Raw genomic sequence first — 16,208 nt, forward strand, 5'->3', positions numbered from 1 at the left:
TTCTCTCCCGGCCACCGGATTCCGGATATTCCGGACACCGAACCAAGCGCTTGCTACGCTCGCGCGATGATCCCCACGATCGTCTGGGGCACCGGCAATGTAGGCCGTGCGGCCATCAGAGCCGTGGCTGCCCATCCCGCTCTGGAACTGACCGGTGTGCTGGTCCACAACCCGGACAAGATCGGCCGCGACGCGGGCGCGCTCGCCGGGCTCGACGACCCGCTGGGGGTGGCGGCCACCGGTGACGTGGCCGCCCTGCTGGCCACCGGCCCGCGCGCCGTCGTCTACGCCGCCTCCGGCGACATCCGCCCCGACGACGCGCTCGCCGATATCGTCCGGGCCCTGCGCGCGGGCGCCGTCGTCGTCACCCCCGCGCTGTACGCCCTCTACGACCCGTCCAACGCGCCCGCCGAGATGCGTGAGCCGGTGCTGGCCGCGATCGCCGAGGGCGGCGGCTCGCTGTTCGTCTCCGGCGTCGATCCCGGCTGGGGCAACGACGTCCTGCCGCTGTTGATCAGCGGCGTCGCCGGGAGCATCGACGTGGTGCGCTGCCAGGAGATCTTCGACTACTGCACCTACGACCAGCCCGACTCGGTGCGCTATCTGGTCGGCATGGGCCAGCCGATGGACTACCAGCCGCCGATGCTGCTGCCCTCGGTGCCGACCATGGTGTGGGGCGGGCAGATCCGGCTGATGGCCAGGGCGCTGGGCGTCGAACTCGACGAGATCCGCGAGACCGTCGACCGGCGGGCACTGGATGCGACCGTGCAGACGGTGCAGATGGGCGAGTTCGAGGCGGGCACGCAGGGCGCGGTGCGCTTCGAGGTGCAGGGCATCGTCGAGGGTGAACCGCGCATCGTGATCGAGCACGTCACCCGCATCCACGCCAGTTGCGCGCCGGACTGGCCGATGCCGCCCGACGGCGACGGCGCGCACCGGGTGATCATCGAGGGCAGTCCGCGCATCGAGGTCAGTATCGAGGCCTCCGACGAGGGCGGCAACCGCGCGGCGGGCGGAAACGCCACGGCGGTGGGGCGATTGGTCAATGCCATCGACTGGCTGACGCAGGCCGCACCCGGTCTCTACGACGCACTCGATGTGCCGCTGCGCGCCGCGGTCGGCAAACTCGGAAGGAAGACATCATGATCATCGACGTTCCCCAGGGCAAGGATCCGATCGGCTACGTGTGGGGCGAGATGGTGCCCGGCATCGGCGTCGCCGCCGCCGCGTTCTCGCTGTCGGTCTACGAGCACTCCACCCTCGGCCTGCGCGAATTCGAGGCCGCCCGTTTGCGGATCGCGCAGATCAACGGCTGCCTGTTCTGCCAGGACTGGCGCACCGAACGGGACGGCACCAAGGTCGAGGAGGAGTTCGCCGAGGCGGTCACGCACTGGCGCGACACCGACCGCTTCGACGAACGTACCCGCCTGGCCGCCGAATACGCCGAACGCTACGCCACCGACCACCACGGCCTCGACGACGAGTTCTGGGCCAGGATGTTCGAGCACTACACCCAACCCGAGGTCGTCGAACTCAGCATGAGCATCGGCTCCTGGCTCGCCTTCGGCCGCCTCAACCGCGTCCTCGGCCTCGACACCGCCTGCGTCCTCCCCGGCCACTGATCCCCGCGCTAGGCTGCGGGTCGTGGCTTCTTCCCCGCCTGCATTGATCGATACGGTGGCCTGGGTCCTGATCGAGGACGGGCGCATTCTGTGCGGCCGTCCTCGCGGCAAGGACGTCTTCTTCATTCCCGGCGGTAAACGGGAAGGCGGGGAGACGGATCTGCAGACGCTGGTCCGGGAGGTCGCCGAGGAGCTGGCCGTCGAGCTCGCGCCCGAGAGTGCCGTGCACGTGGGCACCTACGAGGCGGGCGTGCCTGGGCACGACGGGACTGTCGTCCGGATGGCCTGTTACACCGCCGAATACCGCGGGGTGCTCACCGCCAGCAGTGAGATCGAGGCGCTGGCCTGGTTCGGGGCCGCCGATCGAGATCTGGTGCCGCCGGTGGACCAGCTGCTCTTCGACGACCTCGCCGCGGCGGGCGCACTCCGGTAATCAGCCCCGGAAAATAAAACGAGACGTTGCGTCTTGACAACCGTCGAGACGCGCGGCATGCTGGTGTACATGAACGAGACGGACCGTCTCGTCTAGATAAGGAGTTCGCCATGCGCACCGCCGCTACCACCGCCCCTCGCACCTGGTTCATCACCGGGGCCAGCCGTGGCCTCGGTCGCGCGTTCGCCGAAGCCGCGCTGGCCGCGGGCGACCGGGTGGCCGCCGCGGCCCGCACCGGCTCGGCGCTGGACGAGCTCGCCGCGGCCCAGCCCGGCCGGGTACTGCCGCTGGTCCTCGATGTCACCGACCGCGCCGCGGTGATCACCGCCGTCGACGCCGCGGTCGCCCACTTCGGTGCCATCGACATCGTCGTCAACAACGCGGGCACCCTGTCGATGGGCATGATCGAGGAGTTCACCGAAGCCGAGGCCCGCGAACAGATGGAGGTGAACTTCTTCGGCGCGCTGTGGGTCAGCCAGGCCGTGCTACCGCACCTGCGTCGGCAGGGCTCCGGGCACATCGTGCAGGTCTCGAGCATCGGCGGCCTGGCCGGGTTCCCGCTGTCGGGCATGTACGCGGCCAGCAAGTTCGCGCTCGAGGGCATGAGCGAGGCACTGGCCAGGGAGGCCGCCGAATTCGGTGTGCGCGTGAGCATCCTGCAGCCGGGCGGCTACTGGACCGAGCTGTACTCGGCCATGCGCAACACCACGCCGATCGAGGCCTACGCCCCGCTGCGCGCGCAGCTCGAGGCCCAGTGGGCGGAGGGCTCCATCGACAGCGACCCGAGCCTGGCGGCCGAGGCGCTGCTGGAGCTGGTCGGCAGCGACAACCCGCCGCTGCGCCTGCTGCTCGGCGACATGGTCTACGACCTGGCCTTCGACCTCGCCCGCGCCAAGATGGCCGACTGGTCGGCCTGGGAGCAGACCAGCCGCGCCGCCGAACGCGCCGTGGCCGCACCCGATCCCGCCTGACCCCGGACACACGTCGACCCTCCTGTCCCGCGTCGTCGCGGAGCAGGAGGGTTGTCGAGGACGATCCGCCGGGTGCTAGGTGGTGACCGGGGTGCGGGTCGCGCGGTCGATCAGGTACTCCACCAGGTGGGTGAGTACCGCCTTGGCCGAGGGCCGGTCGCGCGCGTCGCACAGGATCACCGGGGTGTTGGGATCCAGGTCGAGCGCGTCGCGCACCTCGTCGACGGTGTAGCGCGGCGCGCCGTCGAAGCAGTTCACCGCGATCAGGAACGGCAGCCCCCGCCGTTCGAAGAAGTCCACCGCCGCGAAGGAATTGCTCAGCCGCCGGGTGTCGGCCAGCACGATCGCGCCCAGCGCGCCGCGGCACAGCTCGTCCCACAGGAACCAGAACCGGTCCTGGCCGGGCGTACCGAACAGGTACAGCACCAGATCCCGGTCGATGGTGATCCGGCCGAAATCCAGCGCGACGGTGGTCGTGTGCTTCTGCTCCACCCCCGACAGGTCGTCGACACCGGAGCTGACCTCGGTGATCAGCTCCTCGGTGCGCAGCGGCGCGATCTCGCTGATCGAGGAGACCATGGTGGTCTTGCCGACGCCGAAGCCGCCGGCGATGAGGATCTTGACCGAGGCGGCCAGGTGCTGGCCGCCCGCGGACGTCGGGTCAAAGTTTTCGGATGCCATCCAGAACCGCTCGCAATACGTTGAGGTCACCGGCACCGGCCTCGGCCTGTACCGGAGCCCGGAAGATGAGGTGGCCATCGCCGATGAGATCACCGACGAGGATCTTGGTCACCGCCAGAGGAAGTTTCAGCACGGCCGAGACCTCGGCCACCGACTGCGGACGCTTGCACAGCTGTGCGATCGTCGCGTACTCGGGTTCCGGGCGTCGCAGGGTGGGGGCGGGATGCACCGCCACCACCACTGTGAGCATGTCCAGATCGTGCGCCGCACCCATGGTCCGGCCGCGGGTCACCGCGTACGGCCGGACGAGAGGTCCGGCCGCGTCGTCGAACCACGGATCGCCGAGTCGAGTCATGGTGCCGCGTCCTAGAGTTCGGCCAGACCGTGCCGCGGCTCGGTCGACAGGTAGTTGCCGACCCGCTGCACGGTGAGGTTCATTTCGTAGGCGACCATGCCGAGATTCGCCGACTCGGTGGCCTGCAGGGCCAGGCAGGCGTTGTCCCCGGCGGAGGTCACGAACAGGACGGCGCGATCGAGTTCGATCACCGCTTGCCGCACACCGCCGCCGTCGAACCGGCTGCCCGCACTGCGCGCCAACCCGTAGAGGGTCGACGACATGGCGGCGAAATGTTCGGCGTCCTCGCGCTTCATCTGCGAGGAGCGACCGAGCAGCAGCCCGTCGGTGGACAGCACGACCGCGTAGCGGACCCCCGCCAGCCGATCGACGAGATCGTCGAGCAACCAGTTGAGATCACCTGGGTGGGAAGAGTTCACCTCAGCCTTCCTGTTCGTCCTGATTCGATTCCGTCAGGGGTTTGCGGCCCTGCCGGGTACCGTTCTCGATCGCCGACATGATGTCGCGCGCCTGCTCGGCCGAGCGCGGCCGCTCCGGCGCCCGGGGCGCCTCGGCGGCGGGCTCGGTGAGCTCGGGGGCGATATTGGCCTGCCGGTTGCGGCGCGGCAGCGCGGGCCGCTCGTCGGTGGTGTACTGGGGCACGGCGGGCGCTTCCGGGGCGGGCGCCACCGGGCGCGGCGGCGCGGGCGGATCGGCGACCAAGGTGGCCACCGGCGCGGGCGCCTGCTCGATCGCGACCACCGGCGCGGGTTCCGGGGCGGGCGGCAGACCGCGGCGCAGCGGACCGGTCATCGCGGGCGGGAGGGTCGAGGCGTCGGCCTCGCCCGCCAGCAGCTGCTGCGGGATGAGCACGATGGCCCGGATGCCGCCGTAGTCGGATTCGCTGAGCCGCACCGAGACTCCGTGCGCGGTGGACAGGCGCGCGACCACGAACAGGCCGAGACGCGAGTCCGAGGACAGCGTGCCGACACCGAAGTCCGGCGGATCGGCCAGCATGTCGTTGTAGCGGGCCAGGTCCTCGGGGCTCATGCCCATGCCCTGGTCGGTGATCTCGATGACCACGCCCTTGCCGACGATATTGCCGCCCGCCTCCACCCGCGACTGCGGCGGGGAGAACGCGGTGGCGTTGTCGACCAGCTCGGCGAGCAGGTGCACGAGGTCGGCGACCACGGTGCCCACCACGTTCACCTCGGGCAGCTTGGTGACGCGCACCCGCGCGTAGTCGAGGGTCTCGCCGATGGCCGAGCGCACCACGTCCATGACCGGAATCGGGTTGCGCCACTGGCGGCCCGGGCGGCCGCCGCCCAGGATGATCAGGTTCTCGGCGTTGCGGCGTTCGCGGGTGGCCAGGTGGTCGAGCCGGAACAGCGTCTCGAGCAGCGCCGGATCCTCCTGGCGCCGTTCGGCTTCGTCGAGGATCTCGAGCTGGCGGTGCACCACGATCTGGCTGCGGTGGGCGATATTGAGGAACACCGCGCGCACGCCCTCGCGGGTGCGGGCCTCGTCGACGGCGGCGCGCAGCGCGGCCGAGGCGGCGTGCTCGAAGGCCTTGGCCACCTGGCCGATCTCGTCGTGGCCGAAGTCCAGCGTCGGGGTCGTCTCGGCGGCGTCGATATCGCCGCCCTCGCGCAGGGTGCGCATGGTGGCGGGCAGCTGTTCGTCGGCCAGCGCCAGGGTTTCGGTGCGCAGCCTGCGCAGCCGGCGGATGATCCGGTTGGCCAGGATGACCGCGATCAGGAACACCAGCACGGTCAGCGCGAGCACGCCGCCACCGGCCAGCGCCGCGTTGATCTCGGCCTGACGCGCGGTGTCCTGCGCCACCCGCTGCACCTCGCGGTTGTGGCCGGTGTAGGCGTCGAGTAGACCGCGATTCACCTCGGCCGCGGCGGTCTGCCACTCGGCGGTGGTGAATGGCAGTGACGGCAGCGACGGCTGCTTGGCACCGGCCGCGGTGGCGGCGTTGAGCGCCGCGTAGTACTGGGCGACGGCGTTTTCCATCTCGGTGAGCTGCTGCCAGGCCGAGGAGGAGGTCAGCGCGCCGAGCGCGGCGCGCTGCGCCTCGGTGAGTTCGGCGGTGATGTTGGCGACTTCGTTGTGGTAGAAGCCGCTCTGGCGGGTGAACTCCTCGAGCGGGATTCCGGAGGACCCGTCGGTGGCCACCAGCGACAGCGCCAGCGCGTTGCTGCGCGACATCGACTCCGCGGCATTGAGCACGCGCAGGCCCTCGGCCACACCCGAGGCGACCACGGCGTCGGGCGCCGCGCGCTCGGCGACCTTGGTGCCCTGGGTGAACACGTCGAGCAGCCGGTTGTAGAAGGTGTAGGCGTCCGCGGCGGGCAGCATGCGGGCGTCGGCGCCACCGCGCACGCCGTTGAGATGGGTGCCGAGGGTGTTGAAACCGCCCTTGTCGTCACCGATCTCGGAATCGTCGATCTCGCGGATACCCTCGGAGATGTCGATGAGCGCCTTGAAGGCGGCGTCCAGGCGCGCGCGGGCGGGCGGCAGCGCGGTCGCGGCGGTCTCGTCACCGGCGAGATGGGCCAGGGTCAGCTGACGTTCGGACTGCACCGATTCGATCAGTTCACGGGTGAACGGCCCCGCCGCTTCCATCTCCGAGGCCCAGCTCTTGGCCTTGTTGCTCTCTTCGACGAGGTAGCCCGCCGTACCGACGCCGACCACCACCAGGGTGAGACTGGGTACAAGAGCGATCGCCAGAATCCGGGTGCGAACACCGAGTCTCGCTAAGAACATCGCCATAACGTAACGGAATCGTTGCAGATCTGTCGTGCGTGTCTCGGTGAGCGGGATGTGATTTGGATTGCGGCGGAACGTGTTTGCTATGCGCGGGGGTCGGCGAGCGCGCCCCGCCGGCTGAGCCGCGATGGCCCAGTCGGCGGGGGCTCGCCGTGGCCTGGCGGTACCGGGAAGATCCCGCCAGGTCAGGTCGTGGGGCGCCGCTACAGCGTGCGGTCGGCGCCCGTGCGTGGGGGCGGTCCGGCGGCCAGCGCCGCGTTCTCCGCGTCGGTGAGCCTGCGGGCGCGCAGCACGAACCGCATGCCCGCCCCGGCCTCCAGCGACTCGGCACCGGCCTGGCCGCGCACCGCGTCGACGGTGAGGTGGGTGCCCTTCCAGCATTCGTATTGCTCAGGGCTGATCCAGAATTCGGTGTGCCAGCTCAGCCGCCCGAGCAGCACGTCGTCCTTCTCGATCGGGAACTGCTTGGCCGATAGGCACACCGGGGTGAGATTGTCGTCGCGGCATTCGCCCGTCTGGCGGAACAGCACGGGGCCGTTGTCCTCGATGAGGCGCCGGAGCAGGGTCTGCGCGCGTTCGGTGATCTCCACACGGTGTATCCGGTTCTGCATCAGAACATCCCGAGTTTCGTCGTCGAGTAGCTGACCAGCAGGTTCTTGGTCTGCTGATAGTGGCCTAGCGTCATGGCGTGGTTCTCCCCGGCGGCGTGCGCCGGGTAGGCGTGCGAGCAGTTCATCCAGACCCGAGCGGCGTCGAGGCCGCGACCGAGCCGATGCGCGGTGGGCAGATCGCGGGTCCAGACCCCCGCACCGAGGCCGTGGCGGGTGTCGTTCGCGATGCGGATGGCCTCGTCGGTGCTGTCGAAGCGGGTGACCGCCACGACCGGGCCGAGGATCTCCTCCTGGAAGATCCGCATCGTGTTCTCACCCTCGAAGATGGTGGGTTCGATGTAGTACCCACCCGGCAGTCCGTCGACCTTGCGTGCTTCCCCTCCAGTCAGCACGCGGGCGCCTTCGGCTCTGCCGATGTCCAGGTAGGACAGGATCTTCTCGTACTGGTCGTTGCCTGCCTGCGCGCCGATCATCGTCTCGGTGTCGAGCGGATGACCGGACACGACGGCCTCGGTGCGGGCGATGCAGCGGGCGAGGAATTCGTCGTAGATCGACGCGTGGATCAGCGCGCGTGACGGGCACGTGCACACCTCGCCCTGGTTCAGGGCGAACATCACGAAACCTTCGACGGCCTTGTCGAGATAGTCGTCGTCGGCGGCCATGACATCCGGCAGGAAGATGTTGGGGCTCTTACCCCCCAACTCGAGCGACACCGGGACGAGGTTCTCCCCGGCGTACCGCAGGATCAGCTGGGCCGTGGCGGTCTCGCCGGTGAACGCGATCTTGGCGACCTTCGGGTGCTGGGCCAGCGGCTTGCCCGCCTCCAGACCGAGACCGTTGACCACATTGAGCACGCCCGGCGGCAGCAGATCCGCGATCAGTTCCACGATGAGCAGCAGCGAAGCCGGGGTCTGCTCGGCGGGCTTGACGACCACGCAGTTGCCCGCGGCCAGCGCGGGGGCGAGCTGCCAGGCCGCCATCACGATCGGGAAGGTCCACGGCAGGATCTGGCCGACGACGCCGAGCGGTTCGTGCAGATGGTAGGCGACGGTGTCGGCGTCGATCTGCGAGATGCCGCCCTCCTGGGCGCGCAGCACCCCGGCGAAGTAGCGGAAGTGGTCGATGGCCAGCGGCAGGTCCGCGTGCAGGGTCTCGCGGATGGGCTTGCCGTTGTCCCAGGTCTCGGCCACGGCCAGGGGTTCGAGGCTGTTCTCGATCCGGTCGGCGATGGTGAGCAGGATCTCGGCGCGCTCGGCGACGGAGGTGGCGGCCCAGCGGTCACCAGCGGCGTGGGCGGCGCGGACCGCGCGGTCGACATCGGCGGCGGTGGAACGGGCGACGGCGCAGAAGATCTCGCCGTCGACCGGCGAGGTGTTGTCGAAGTACCGGCCTTCGACGGGGGCGACCCAGTCGCCTCCGATGAAGTTGTCGTACCGGGCGGCATAGCTGACTATGCCGGTATCCGATCCGGGCTTGCCGTAGATCATGCGCCTCGCTCCTCGCGACCTGTGCGTGGTGGCTCACACTATGGTCGGCGAAGGTTGGTACGAGGTTGGTGACGGTGTTCGCGCAGGTCAGAAGGTGGATCAGGACTGACGCGCGGTGAAGAGACGGGCCGTGACGACGGCCCGGCGGACATCGTCGCGGGGCAGCAGCCGCAGGGCGTGCTCGTGGATGGCGATATCGCCGGGGCAGCGCTGGCCGAAGGCCACGGCGTGCTCGGGCCGGTCGCTGGTGAGCACCGCGTTGCGGATGCCCACATCCAGGTGCGCGCGCCACTGTTCCACGCCGGGCAGATCCGAACCGGGCAGCAGCGGCCCGCGATACAGCCACAGCGCGGAGGTGAGATCGCCGCCCTCGATGGCGGCGAGCAGATCGACCGCGTCGCAGGAGACCGGGCCGGTGAGCATGTAGCGCCGGTTGGCGATCTCGCCGCGGGTGGCCCGGCGCAGGTGCGAGACATCGGCTTTGAGTGTATTGAGCGAGACCCCGCGATCGCCGTACACCGCGGCGTGCAGCTGTTCGGGGGTGTAGCCCTCGGGTTCGAGCGCCAGCAGTGCCAGGATCTCGAGCTGGCGGGGCGGCAGCGGCACCGGCCGTCCGTCGCGCAACAGCCGTGCGGCACCGAGACATTCGAGCCGCACGCCCGGCGCGGGCGCGGGGGCCTCGGCGCGCAGCATGGTCTCCACGGCGGTCACCAGGGCACGCACCGAGGTCATCACCATCGGATGCGAGCGCTCCCAGGTGGAGGACAGATCCAGCACGCCGACCTGCCTGCCGTCGGGTCCGTGGATGGGCGCGGAATAGCAGACCCAGCCGTGCAGGGCGGCGACGAGATGTTCGGCGGAGAACACCGTGACGGCCTTGTCGTCGTGCAGCGCCAGCGACAGGCCGTTGGTGCCCATGTGGCTCTCGTCCCAGACCCCGCCGGGCGCGAAGTTCACCTGCTCGCCCTGCCTGCGCAGCGTCCGGTCGCCCGCGGTCCACAGAATGGTGCCCGACTCGTCACTGACCACCGCCAGATAGCCGGATTCCTCGGCCATCCCGCGCAACTGGCCCGCGAGCTCGGTGACCGGCCTGCGCAGCGGCGATTCCGACCAGCGGTCGCTGATGTCGTTGAAGCCGGGCGCGACGGTGCGGTGCGGGTCCACGGTGTGCAGGGAACGCTGCCAGGATTCGGCGACCTCGGTGCGCACAGGGCCGGTGTCGCGGGGCAGCCGCATCGGGCGCGAGGGGCCCGCCAGCCGGTCCCACTGCTTCTCCAGCGCGCCGCGGTAGTCCGAGAGCCGGTCGGGCCGGGGCGGGCCGGCGATCGGGTCGTCGTGTGCGCCCACGTTCACTCCCTGCTCGTCGGTGACGCACCGGTCAGCGGCGAGAACCGGTGTGGCGCTTCCTGTTCTATCAGGTGCGCCCCGGCGGCGCATACCGTTTGCGGCAGCCAGCGCGGTCGTCGTGAGCGGGGGTGTCGCGGTGCCTTGACGGCCCGCGCGTCACTTGTTGAGGAACAGTCCCGCGATATCGGCGTTCTTGATCGGGGTGTCGACATTGCGCTGGCCCGCGCACAGCAGATCCACCTGCACGATCATCGAGTCGACCAGGGTGCCCGCCGGTTCGTTGTCGGTGCCGTTGCGCTGCTTGATCGCCTTGGTGATGGTGATCCGCTTGGTGTCGGGGTCCTGGTTGACGTAGTCGCGGCAGCTGGTCTCGCCACCCTGGTTCAGGACGCGCTCCACCTCGGCGCACCCGCCGGTCAGCACGGCCAGCACGGCCACGCCCACCGCGATGGCGCCGGTTCGGGTGCTGGCGTGCATGGTTCCTCCTGGAGGGTCCGCTGTGCGCTCGTGCGCACCGAGTCGCTGACAGCCTATGCGGTGGGCCTCAGGTGCGGTGGATCCGCAGCGGAACCAGCACTTCCTCGGGGGTCAGCGAGCCGTGATGACCGATCATCAGCGTCTGTAGCGCCTCGGTGTTGGACCGGATCACCCCGGCGTCGCCGGTGGCCAGCACGACCAGATCGCCGATCCGCGCCGCCGCGTCCGCGCTGACCCGCGGCCCGAACCAGCCCGCGGCGATCGCCTCGGCCCTGGTCCGCACGACGAAACGGTCCCCGAGCACACCGCGCCAGGTCTCGGCGACCCGGTCCAGCGCGCCGTCCTCGGTGTAGACGTGGCGGGCGCGCGGTTCCCCGGCCAGCGCGACGACCTCGTCGGACAGGGACGGGTCGGTGGCGAAGTCGATGCGGTCGACCAGCTCGACCATCCCGTGGTCGGCGGTGACGATCAGCGCCGAGCGCGGGGGCAGCACGGCGGCGACCTCGGCGGCGATCCGGTCGACATTGGCCAGCTCGTACCGCCAGGCGTTGGCGGCGGGCCCGCGGGCGTGCCCGGTGCTGTCCAGATCCGCGTGGTAGGTGTACACCAGCGTCTTGGGCGCGGAGCTGATGGCCTGGGCGACACCGTCGACCAGATCGCCCACCGAGAACGCGGCCCGGAAACCACCACCGCGCCAGCCCGCCCTGGTCAGCCCCGACCCGTCCTGGTAGCCCGGCGCGACCTGCACCGCGGCGATCCCGGCGGCGCTCGCGCGCTCGAACACGGTGGGGCACGGCTGGATTCGCTCCGGCGGGAACGCGGTCATGGTGTCGACCTTGGGACCGTCGCCGACCAGCTGCCAGCGCAGCATGTTGAAGAGCCGCTCCTCGCCGGGCAGCCGCACCTGGTAGCCGACCACACCGTGCTCGCCGGGCGGGACGCCCGCGCCGAGGGTGGTGAGGCTGGTGGCGGTGGTGCTGGGGAAGCCGGTGGTGAGGGTGGCGGCGGGCAGGCTGGTCAGGAACGGTGCCGCGGCGGCGTGCGCGGCCAGCGCCAGGGCGCCGAGGCCGTCGACGAGCAGGACGCACACGTGGTCGACGTCGAGCGCGAGCCCGATCCGGTCGGTCTCGCCGGGGGCGCCGAGGCAGGCCAGGACGGAGGGGAGGAGATCGGCGAGCGAGCCGTCGCCGTAACGCGGAATCAGAAAGTTGTCGTCGGTCACGCCTGCCCGGTTTCGAATCGGCTGATCAGCCCGTCCCGCAGGACGAACCGCCAGGTGGTACGCATCGATCCCCAGCGACTGTTGGTGTAGTCGGCGGTCAGTGCCAGGCCGCCGTCGTCGACCGATTCGACGACGAGATGTCCGTTGGCGCTGAAGATCTCGGCTTCGGTCCACTGCGCCAGATTGCGTTCCACGCCGTCGTCGGACATGGTGGCGTCCTCGGTCAGCACACCGTAGAACCGGTCGGTGTCCTGGGTGTTGAGCGCGTCGACGAACGCCTCGACCACCGGGTCGAGTTTCGCGGTGCCAGTCATCCGGCCTCCTGGTCGAGTCGAAAACGCAACGGTGGAGCAGTGTTGTCCACTCTAGGGGAGTGACCAGGCCGGATCACGGGAATAACGGCGGCGCGTCAGGACTCGGTGCGCGGCGCCGCGACGAGCGCGGTGAAGCCCCGCATGATCGCCTCGACCAGCTCCGGGGTCGGTGTGCCGAGTTGCGCGCTGCGGTTGTCGAGATGGCCGTCGAGCCACAGTGAGGACAGGCCGTGCGCGAGCCCCCACCAGGTGATGGCGAGGGTGGCCGCGCGGTCGGCGGGCAGCACGCCGGCGGCGACGGCCTCGGTGACGGTGCCCGCCAGGATCTCGAAGGCGGCGTCCCCGGCGGCGTGCGCGTCCGGATGCTTCTCCGGCTGGGACAGTTCGGGCCGGAACATCAGCCGGAACTGCGCGGGATGCTCGCGGGAGAAGCGCACGTAGCCCTCGGCCAGCCGCGTCAGCGCGTCCAGCGGCGAGTCCGCGTCCGCCTTGGCCGTGGTGAGCTCGGCGGCGAGCTGCTGGAAGCCGTCGACCGACAGTGCCGAGAGCAGCGCGGCGCGATCGGCGAAATGGTGGTACGGCGCGCCGCTGCTGACCCCGGCCTCCCTGGCTACCCGGCGCAGGCTCACCGCCGCCAGCCCCTCGGTCTCGATCAGGCGCAGGCAGGCGTCCATCAGCGTGGCCCGCAGGTCGCCGTGGTGGTACTTGGTGCGCTTCACGCTGCGAGCGTAGGCCAGAGCTCCGCCGGAATCGGCACTGGACAGGAAATCTATGCGGTGTTTAGATTATTTGAGCACCGCTCAGATGGGCGGCTTCCCACGAAGGGTGAACCACCATGACCACTCGGGTACTCGTCACCGGCGCGACGGGATTCGTCGCGGGCCACGTCATCGCCGAACTGCTCCACCACGGCTACGCCGTGCGCGGCACCGTGCGCGACCTCGGCGCGCACGCCAAGCGCGCTCACCTCGTCGAGCTCGCCCGCCACACCGGGGGCGAGCTGGACTTCGCTGCCGCCTCGCTCGACACCGACGCGGGCTGGGCCGAGGCCGTGGCGGGCTGCGACACGGTATTCCACGTCGCCTCGCCGTTCCCGTCGGCCCCGCCCGCGCACGAGCGCGACCTGATCGAACCCGCCGTCGAGGGCACGCTGCGGGTGCTGCGCGCCGCCGCGGCCGCGGGCGTGCGCCGGGTGGTGCTCACCTCCTCGGTGGCCGCTGTCGCCTACGGCCACGAGGTCGACGCCGTCCGCACCGAACAGGACTGGACGGTCCTGGACCGGGCCGCGGCCTATCAGAAGAGCAAAACCCTGGCCGAGCGCGCGGCCTGGGACTTCACCGAATCACACAGCGACGGAGCAGAACTCGTCGTGCTGAACCCGGGCATGATCCTGGGCCCGCTGCTCGAACCCCGGACCAGCACCTCGCACGTCCCGGTGCAGCGGCTGCTGGGCGCCGAGGTGCCGGGCTCGGTGCGCACCGGCTGGAGCCCGGTCGATGTCCGCGATCTGGCGGTGGCGCATCGCCTGGCGATGGAAGTGCCTGCCGCCGCGGGCAATCGCTACATCTGCGCGGGCGATCCGCTGTGGATGGGGGATCTGGCGCGGCTGCTGGCACGTGACTACACCGCGCAGGGCTTCCGGGTGCCGACCAGGGTGCTGCCGGATGTGCTGATCCGCCTGGTCGCGCTGTTCGACAAGAGCGTCCGGCTGACGCTACCCACGCTGGGCCGCACCGAATGGGTCACCGCCGACAAGGCCCGCCGCGAACTGGGCTGGACCATGCGCCCGATCGAGCAGACCGTCCGCGACACCGCCGACAGCCTGATCGCCTTCGGCATCGTCACCGCGCCGGGCGCCCGACCCCGCCGGGCGGCTGTGACCGCTGGACGGGCGTGACCGCTGGGCGGGCGCGTGACCACCGGGCGGGCGTGACCACCGGGTGGCCGTGACCACGAGGGGACCGTGGCCGTGGCGGTCAGCGCCACTCCTGGCGTTGCAGGTCCAGGATCACCGGGTGCATGAGCGTGGACGCCTCGGGGTCAGCCGCGCGACGATCGGGGGCGAAGACGGTGGCCGCGGTGAGGGTACGGTCGTCGAGCGAGCGCAGCGGGCCGGGGGTGCGCAGGGCCGGGACCGGGGTGTCGGCGGCGGCCAGGACGAAACCCCAGTCGCCGAAGCTCGGCACGTCCACGTGGTAGGGCGTGGTGCGCAACCCGGCCGCGCGCACGGTGGCGTCGATGGTCCAGAACGAGCGCGGCGCGAAGAACGGGGACCCGGACTGCACCACCATCCGCGCACCGGGGGCCAGCACGTTCGCCGTCATGGCGTAGAACTCCTGGGAGTACAGCTTGGCCACCGAGGTCTGGTCCGGGTCGGGCAGGTCGACGATCACCGCGTCGAAAAGTCCTGGGGCGCCGCGTAACCAGGCGAACGCGTCCGCGGTGACCACCCGCACCCGGGGGTCGTCGAAGGAGTGCCGGTTGAGTGCGGTGAGGCGCGGGTCGGTGCGGGCGAGCTCGATCATGGCCGGGTCGAGTTCCACCAGCGTCACCTGCTCGACCTCGCGGTAGCGCAGGATCTCGCGCAGCGCGAGCCCGTCGCCGCCCCCGAGCACCAGCACCGAGCGCCGGGACCCCGCGAGCACGGGATGGACCAGCGCCTCGTGATAGCGGTACTCGTCGACCGAGGAGAACTGCAGCCCGCCGTTGAGATAGAGCCGGGTGTCGGTGGTGCCGAAGGGGGAGAACGACTCGGTGAGCACGATCTGCTGATACGGCGTGCGGGTCTGCCAGACGATCGGGTGCGCGAACAGCGCCTGCTGCGCGGTCGCCTCGAACCGGTCGGCGTAGAGATAGGCGCTGGTGAGTCCGGTCGCCACCACCAGGGTCGCGGCGACCAGGCTGTGCCGGGCGGCCCGGGTCATCTTGTCGCGGAAGAAGAAGAACGCCAGCGCCAGCCCCGCGACGGCATTGACCACGCCCACCACCAGGCTGCCGCGGATCTGGCCGAACACCGGCAGCAGCAGGAACGGGAACGCCAGCCCGCCCAGCAGCGCGCCGACGTAGTCCGCGGCGAACAGGTCGGCCACCGCACTGCTGGCCTCCTGCTTGCGGACCTGCTGCAGCAGCTCCATCAGCAGCGGGATCTCCGCGCCGACCAGCGTGCCGATCACCGCGGCCGCCACCACCAGGGCCGCGGTGTAGAGATTGAGCCAGGCGTAGCTGGCGTACAGCGCGGCCACCGAGAGCCCGCCGATCACCGCCAGCGCCAGCTCCACCGCGACGAACGCCGCGGCCGCGCAACGGCGCAGCGGTTTGGCGGCCAGCGCGCCGACACCCATGGCGCACACCATCACGCTCAGCGTGATCGAGGCCTGCGCGGCGGTGTCGCCGATCAGGTAGCTGCCCAGGGTCACCAGCGACAGCTCGTACACCAGACCGCAGGCGGCGCAGACGAACACCGTCGCCAGCAGGGCCGCCCTGGCCAGGCGGTGCCGGGGCATCAGGTCAGGCCCGCGGCCACCACCAGCGCCACCGCCACATGCGCCGACGCGGTCACCCACACCGCCGGATGCGGTTCCGGATCAGCCACCACGGCCCGGAAGTCACCCGGGGTGAGCGCGTCGAGCAGCACGAACGCCGCCGCCATGGCGGCCAGGCCGATCACGCCGTAGATCGCGCTGGCCAGCAGCGCCTGCGCGATCCGGCCCTCGGAAGTCCAGATGGCGGCGGCCACGATGACGCCGACACCGAACAGATTCGAGGCCAGCAGGATCGCGGCATTGCGATTGCGTTCGAGCCAGATCTGGGCGCGCAGATCGCCGGGCGTGAGCAGGTCGACGAGACCGAAACCGACGGCCATCAACACGATTCCCACCGCGGAATAGGCGAGCGCTGCGCCCGCGTCCGCCGCCAGGTCGGCGAGCATGAGTGT

General features: G+C 70.5%; 18 protein-coding genes. 5 read left to right on the forward strand and 13 right to left on the reverse strand.

Features of this window, described 5'->3' with window-relative positions:
* The first annotated feature begins 66 nt into the window (after positions 1-66).
* The 4 genes from WA675_RS17405 to WA675_RS17420 all read left to right on the forward strand — a co-directional run bounded on the left by WA675_RS17405 (position 67) and on the right by WA675_RS17420 (position 3,026).
* A complete protein-coding gene (locus tag WA675_RS17405; protein ID WP_336085618.1) occupies positions 67-1,146 on the forward strand; it encodes an NAD(P)H-dependent amine dehydrogenase family protein in 1,080 nt (359 codons plus the stop codon).
* Positions 1,143-1,622, forward strand: a complete 480-nt coding sequence (locus WA675_RS17410; RefSeq protein WP_336085619.1) for a carboxymuconolactone decarboxylase family protein — start codon at positions 1,143-1,145, stop codon at positions 1,620-1,622. Before WA675_RS17405 ends, WA675_RS17410 begins: the two co-directional genes overlap by 4 nt.
* 22 nt (positions 1,623-1,644) lie before the next feature.
* Positions 1,645-2,055 carry an NUDIX hydrolase gene (locus tag WA675_RS17415; protein ID WP_336085620.1) on the forward strand — a complete coding sequence of 137 codons (411 nt, stop codon included), beginning with the start codon at positions 1,645-1,647 and terminating at the stop codon, positions 2,053-2,055.
* A 110-nt stretch (positions 2,056-2,165) separates the two neighbouring features.
* Positions 2,166-3,026, forward strand: coding sequence for an SDR family NAD(P)-dependent oxidoreductase (locus WA675_RS17420; protein WP_336085621.1), 861 nt, complete (start codon positions 2,166-2,168; stop codon positions 3,024-3,026).
* Between the two features lie 75 nt (positions 3,027-3,101).
* On the opposite strand, the gene WA675_RS17425 is transcribed toward WA675_RS17420, so the two are convergent.
* The 11 genes from WA675_RS17425 to WA675_RS17475 all read right to left on the reverse strand — a co-directional run bounded on the left by WA675_RS17425 (position 3,102) and on the right by WA675_RS17475 (position 12,993).
* Positions 3,102-3,707, reverse strand: a complete 606-nt coding sequence (locus WA675_RS17425) for a GTP-binding protein (RefSeq protein ID WP_336085622.1) — start codon at positions 3,705-3,707, stop codon at positions 3,102-3,104.
* Positions 3,688-4,062, reverse strand: a complete 375-nt coding sequence (locus tag WA675_RS17430; RefSeq protein WP_336085623.1) for a DUF742 domain-containing protein — start codon at positions 4,060-4,062, stop codon at positions 3,688-3,690. The genes WA675_RS17425 and WA675_RS17430 overlap by 20 nt, the downstream gene beginning before the upstream one ends.
* Before the next feature lie 11 nt (positions 4,063-4,073).
* Positions 4,074-4,481 (reverse strand): roadblock/LC7 domain-containing protein, encoded by a 408-nt coding sequence (locus tag WA675_RS17435; protein WP_278265697.1) that lies wholly within the window; start codon positions 4,479-4,481, stop codon positions 4,074-4,076.
* Position 4,482: 1 nt separating this feature from the next.
* Entirely contained in the window at positions 4,483-6,813 is a 2,331-nt protein-coding gene (locus WA675_RS17440; RefSeq protein WP_336085624.1) for a sensor histidine kinase, read from the reverse strand.
* Positions 6,814-7,019: 206 nt separating this feature from the next.
* A complete protein-coding gene (locus WA675_RS17445) occupies positions 7,020-7,427 on the reverse strand; it encodes a DUF779 domain-containing protein (RefSeq protein WP_336085625.1) in 408 nt (135 codons plus the stop codon).
* The gene (locus WA675_RS17450; protein WP_336085627.1) at positions 7,427-8,914 is read right to left on the reverse strand and encodes an aldehyde dehydrogenase family protein; all 1,488 of its coding nucleotides are present in this window, start codon (positions 8,912-8,914) and stop codon (positions 7,427-7,429) included. Before WA675_RS17450 ends, WA675_RS17445 begins: the two co-directional genes overlap by 1 nt.
* Positions 8,915-9,013: 99 nt before the next feature.
* Entirely contained in the window at positions 9,014-10,261 is a 1,248-nt protein-coding gene (locus tag WA675_RS17455) for a transcriptional regulator (RefSeq protein WP_336085628.1), read from the reverse strand.
* A gap of 156 nt (positions 10,262-10,417) precedes the next feature.
* Positions 10,418-10,738 carry a hypothetical protein gene (locus WA675_RS17460; protein WP_336085629.1) on the reverse strand — a complete coding sequence of 107 codons (321 nt, stop codon included), beginning with the start codon at positions 10,736-10,738 and terminating at the stop codon, positions 10,418-10,420.
* Positions 10,739-10,805: 67 nt separating this feature from the next.
* Complete coding sequence (locus WA675_RS17465; protein ID WP_336085630.1) at positions 10,806-11,960, reverse strand: alkaline phosphatase family protein; 1,155 nt, start codon at positions 11,958-11,960, stop codon at positions 10,806-10,808.
* Positions 11,957-12,274, reverse strand: coding sequence for a nuclear transport factor 2 family protein (locus WA675_RS17470; protein WP_336085631.1), 318 nt, complete (start codon positions 12,272-12,274; stop codon positions 11,957-11,959). Before WA675_RS17470 ends, WA675_RS17465 begins: the two co-directional genes overlap by 4 nt.
* Before the next feature lie 95 nt (positions 12,275-12,369).
* The gene (locus WA675_RS17475) at positions 12,370-12,993 is read right to left on the reverse strand and encodes a TetR/AcrR family transcriptional regulator (protein WP_336085632.1); all 624 of its coding nucleotides are present in this window, start codon (positions 12,991-12,993) and stop codon (positions 12,370-12,372) included.
* Between the two features lie 116 nt (positions 12,994-13,109).
* Between WA675_RS17475 and WA675_RS17480 the strand changes: the two genes are divergently transcribed.
* Positions 13,110-14,171, forward strand: a complete 1,062-nt coding sequence (locus tag WA675_RS17480) for an NAD-dependent epimerase/dehydratase family protein (RefSeq protein WP_336085633.1) — start codon at positions 13,110-13,112, stop codon at positions 14,169-14,171.
* A 79-nt stretch (positions 14,172-14,250) separates the two neighbouring features.
* Here the strand turns inward: WA675_RS17480 and WA675_RS17485 are convergent, their stop codons facing one another.
* Both WA675_RS17485 and WA675_RS17490 read right to left on the reverse strand, forming a co-directional pair.
* Positions 14,251-15,777, reverse strand: coding sequence for a polyamine aminopropyltransferase (locus WA675_RS17485; protein ID WP_336085634.1), 1,527 nt, complete (start codon positions 15,775-15,777; stop codon positions 14,251-14,253).
* Complete coding sequence (locus WA675_RS17490; RefSeq protein WP_336085635.1) at positions 15,777-16,202, reverse strand: DUF350 domain-containing protein; 426 nt, start codon at positions 16,200-16,202, stop codon at positions 15,777-15,779. The genes WA675_RS17485 and WA675_RS17490 overlap by 1 nt, the downstream gene beginning before the upstream one ends.
* Positions 16,203-16,208: the final 6 nt, after the last annotated feature.

Origin of the sequence: Nocardia sp. SSK8 (assembly GCF_037034205.1) — a bacterium.
Taxonomy (GTDB): Bacteria; Actinomycetota; Actinomycetes; order Mycobacteriales; family Mycobacteriaceae; genus Nocardia.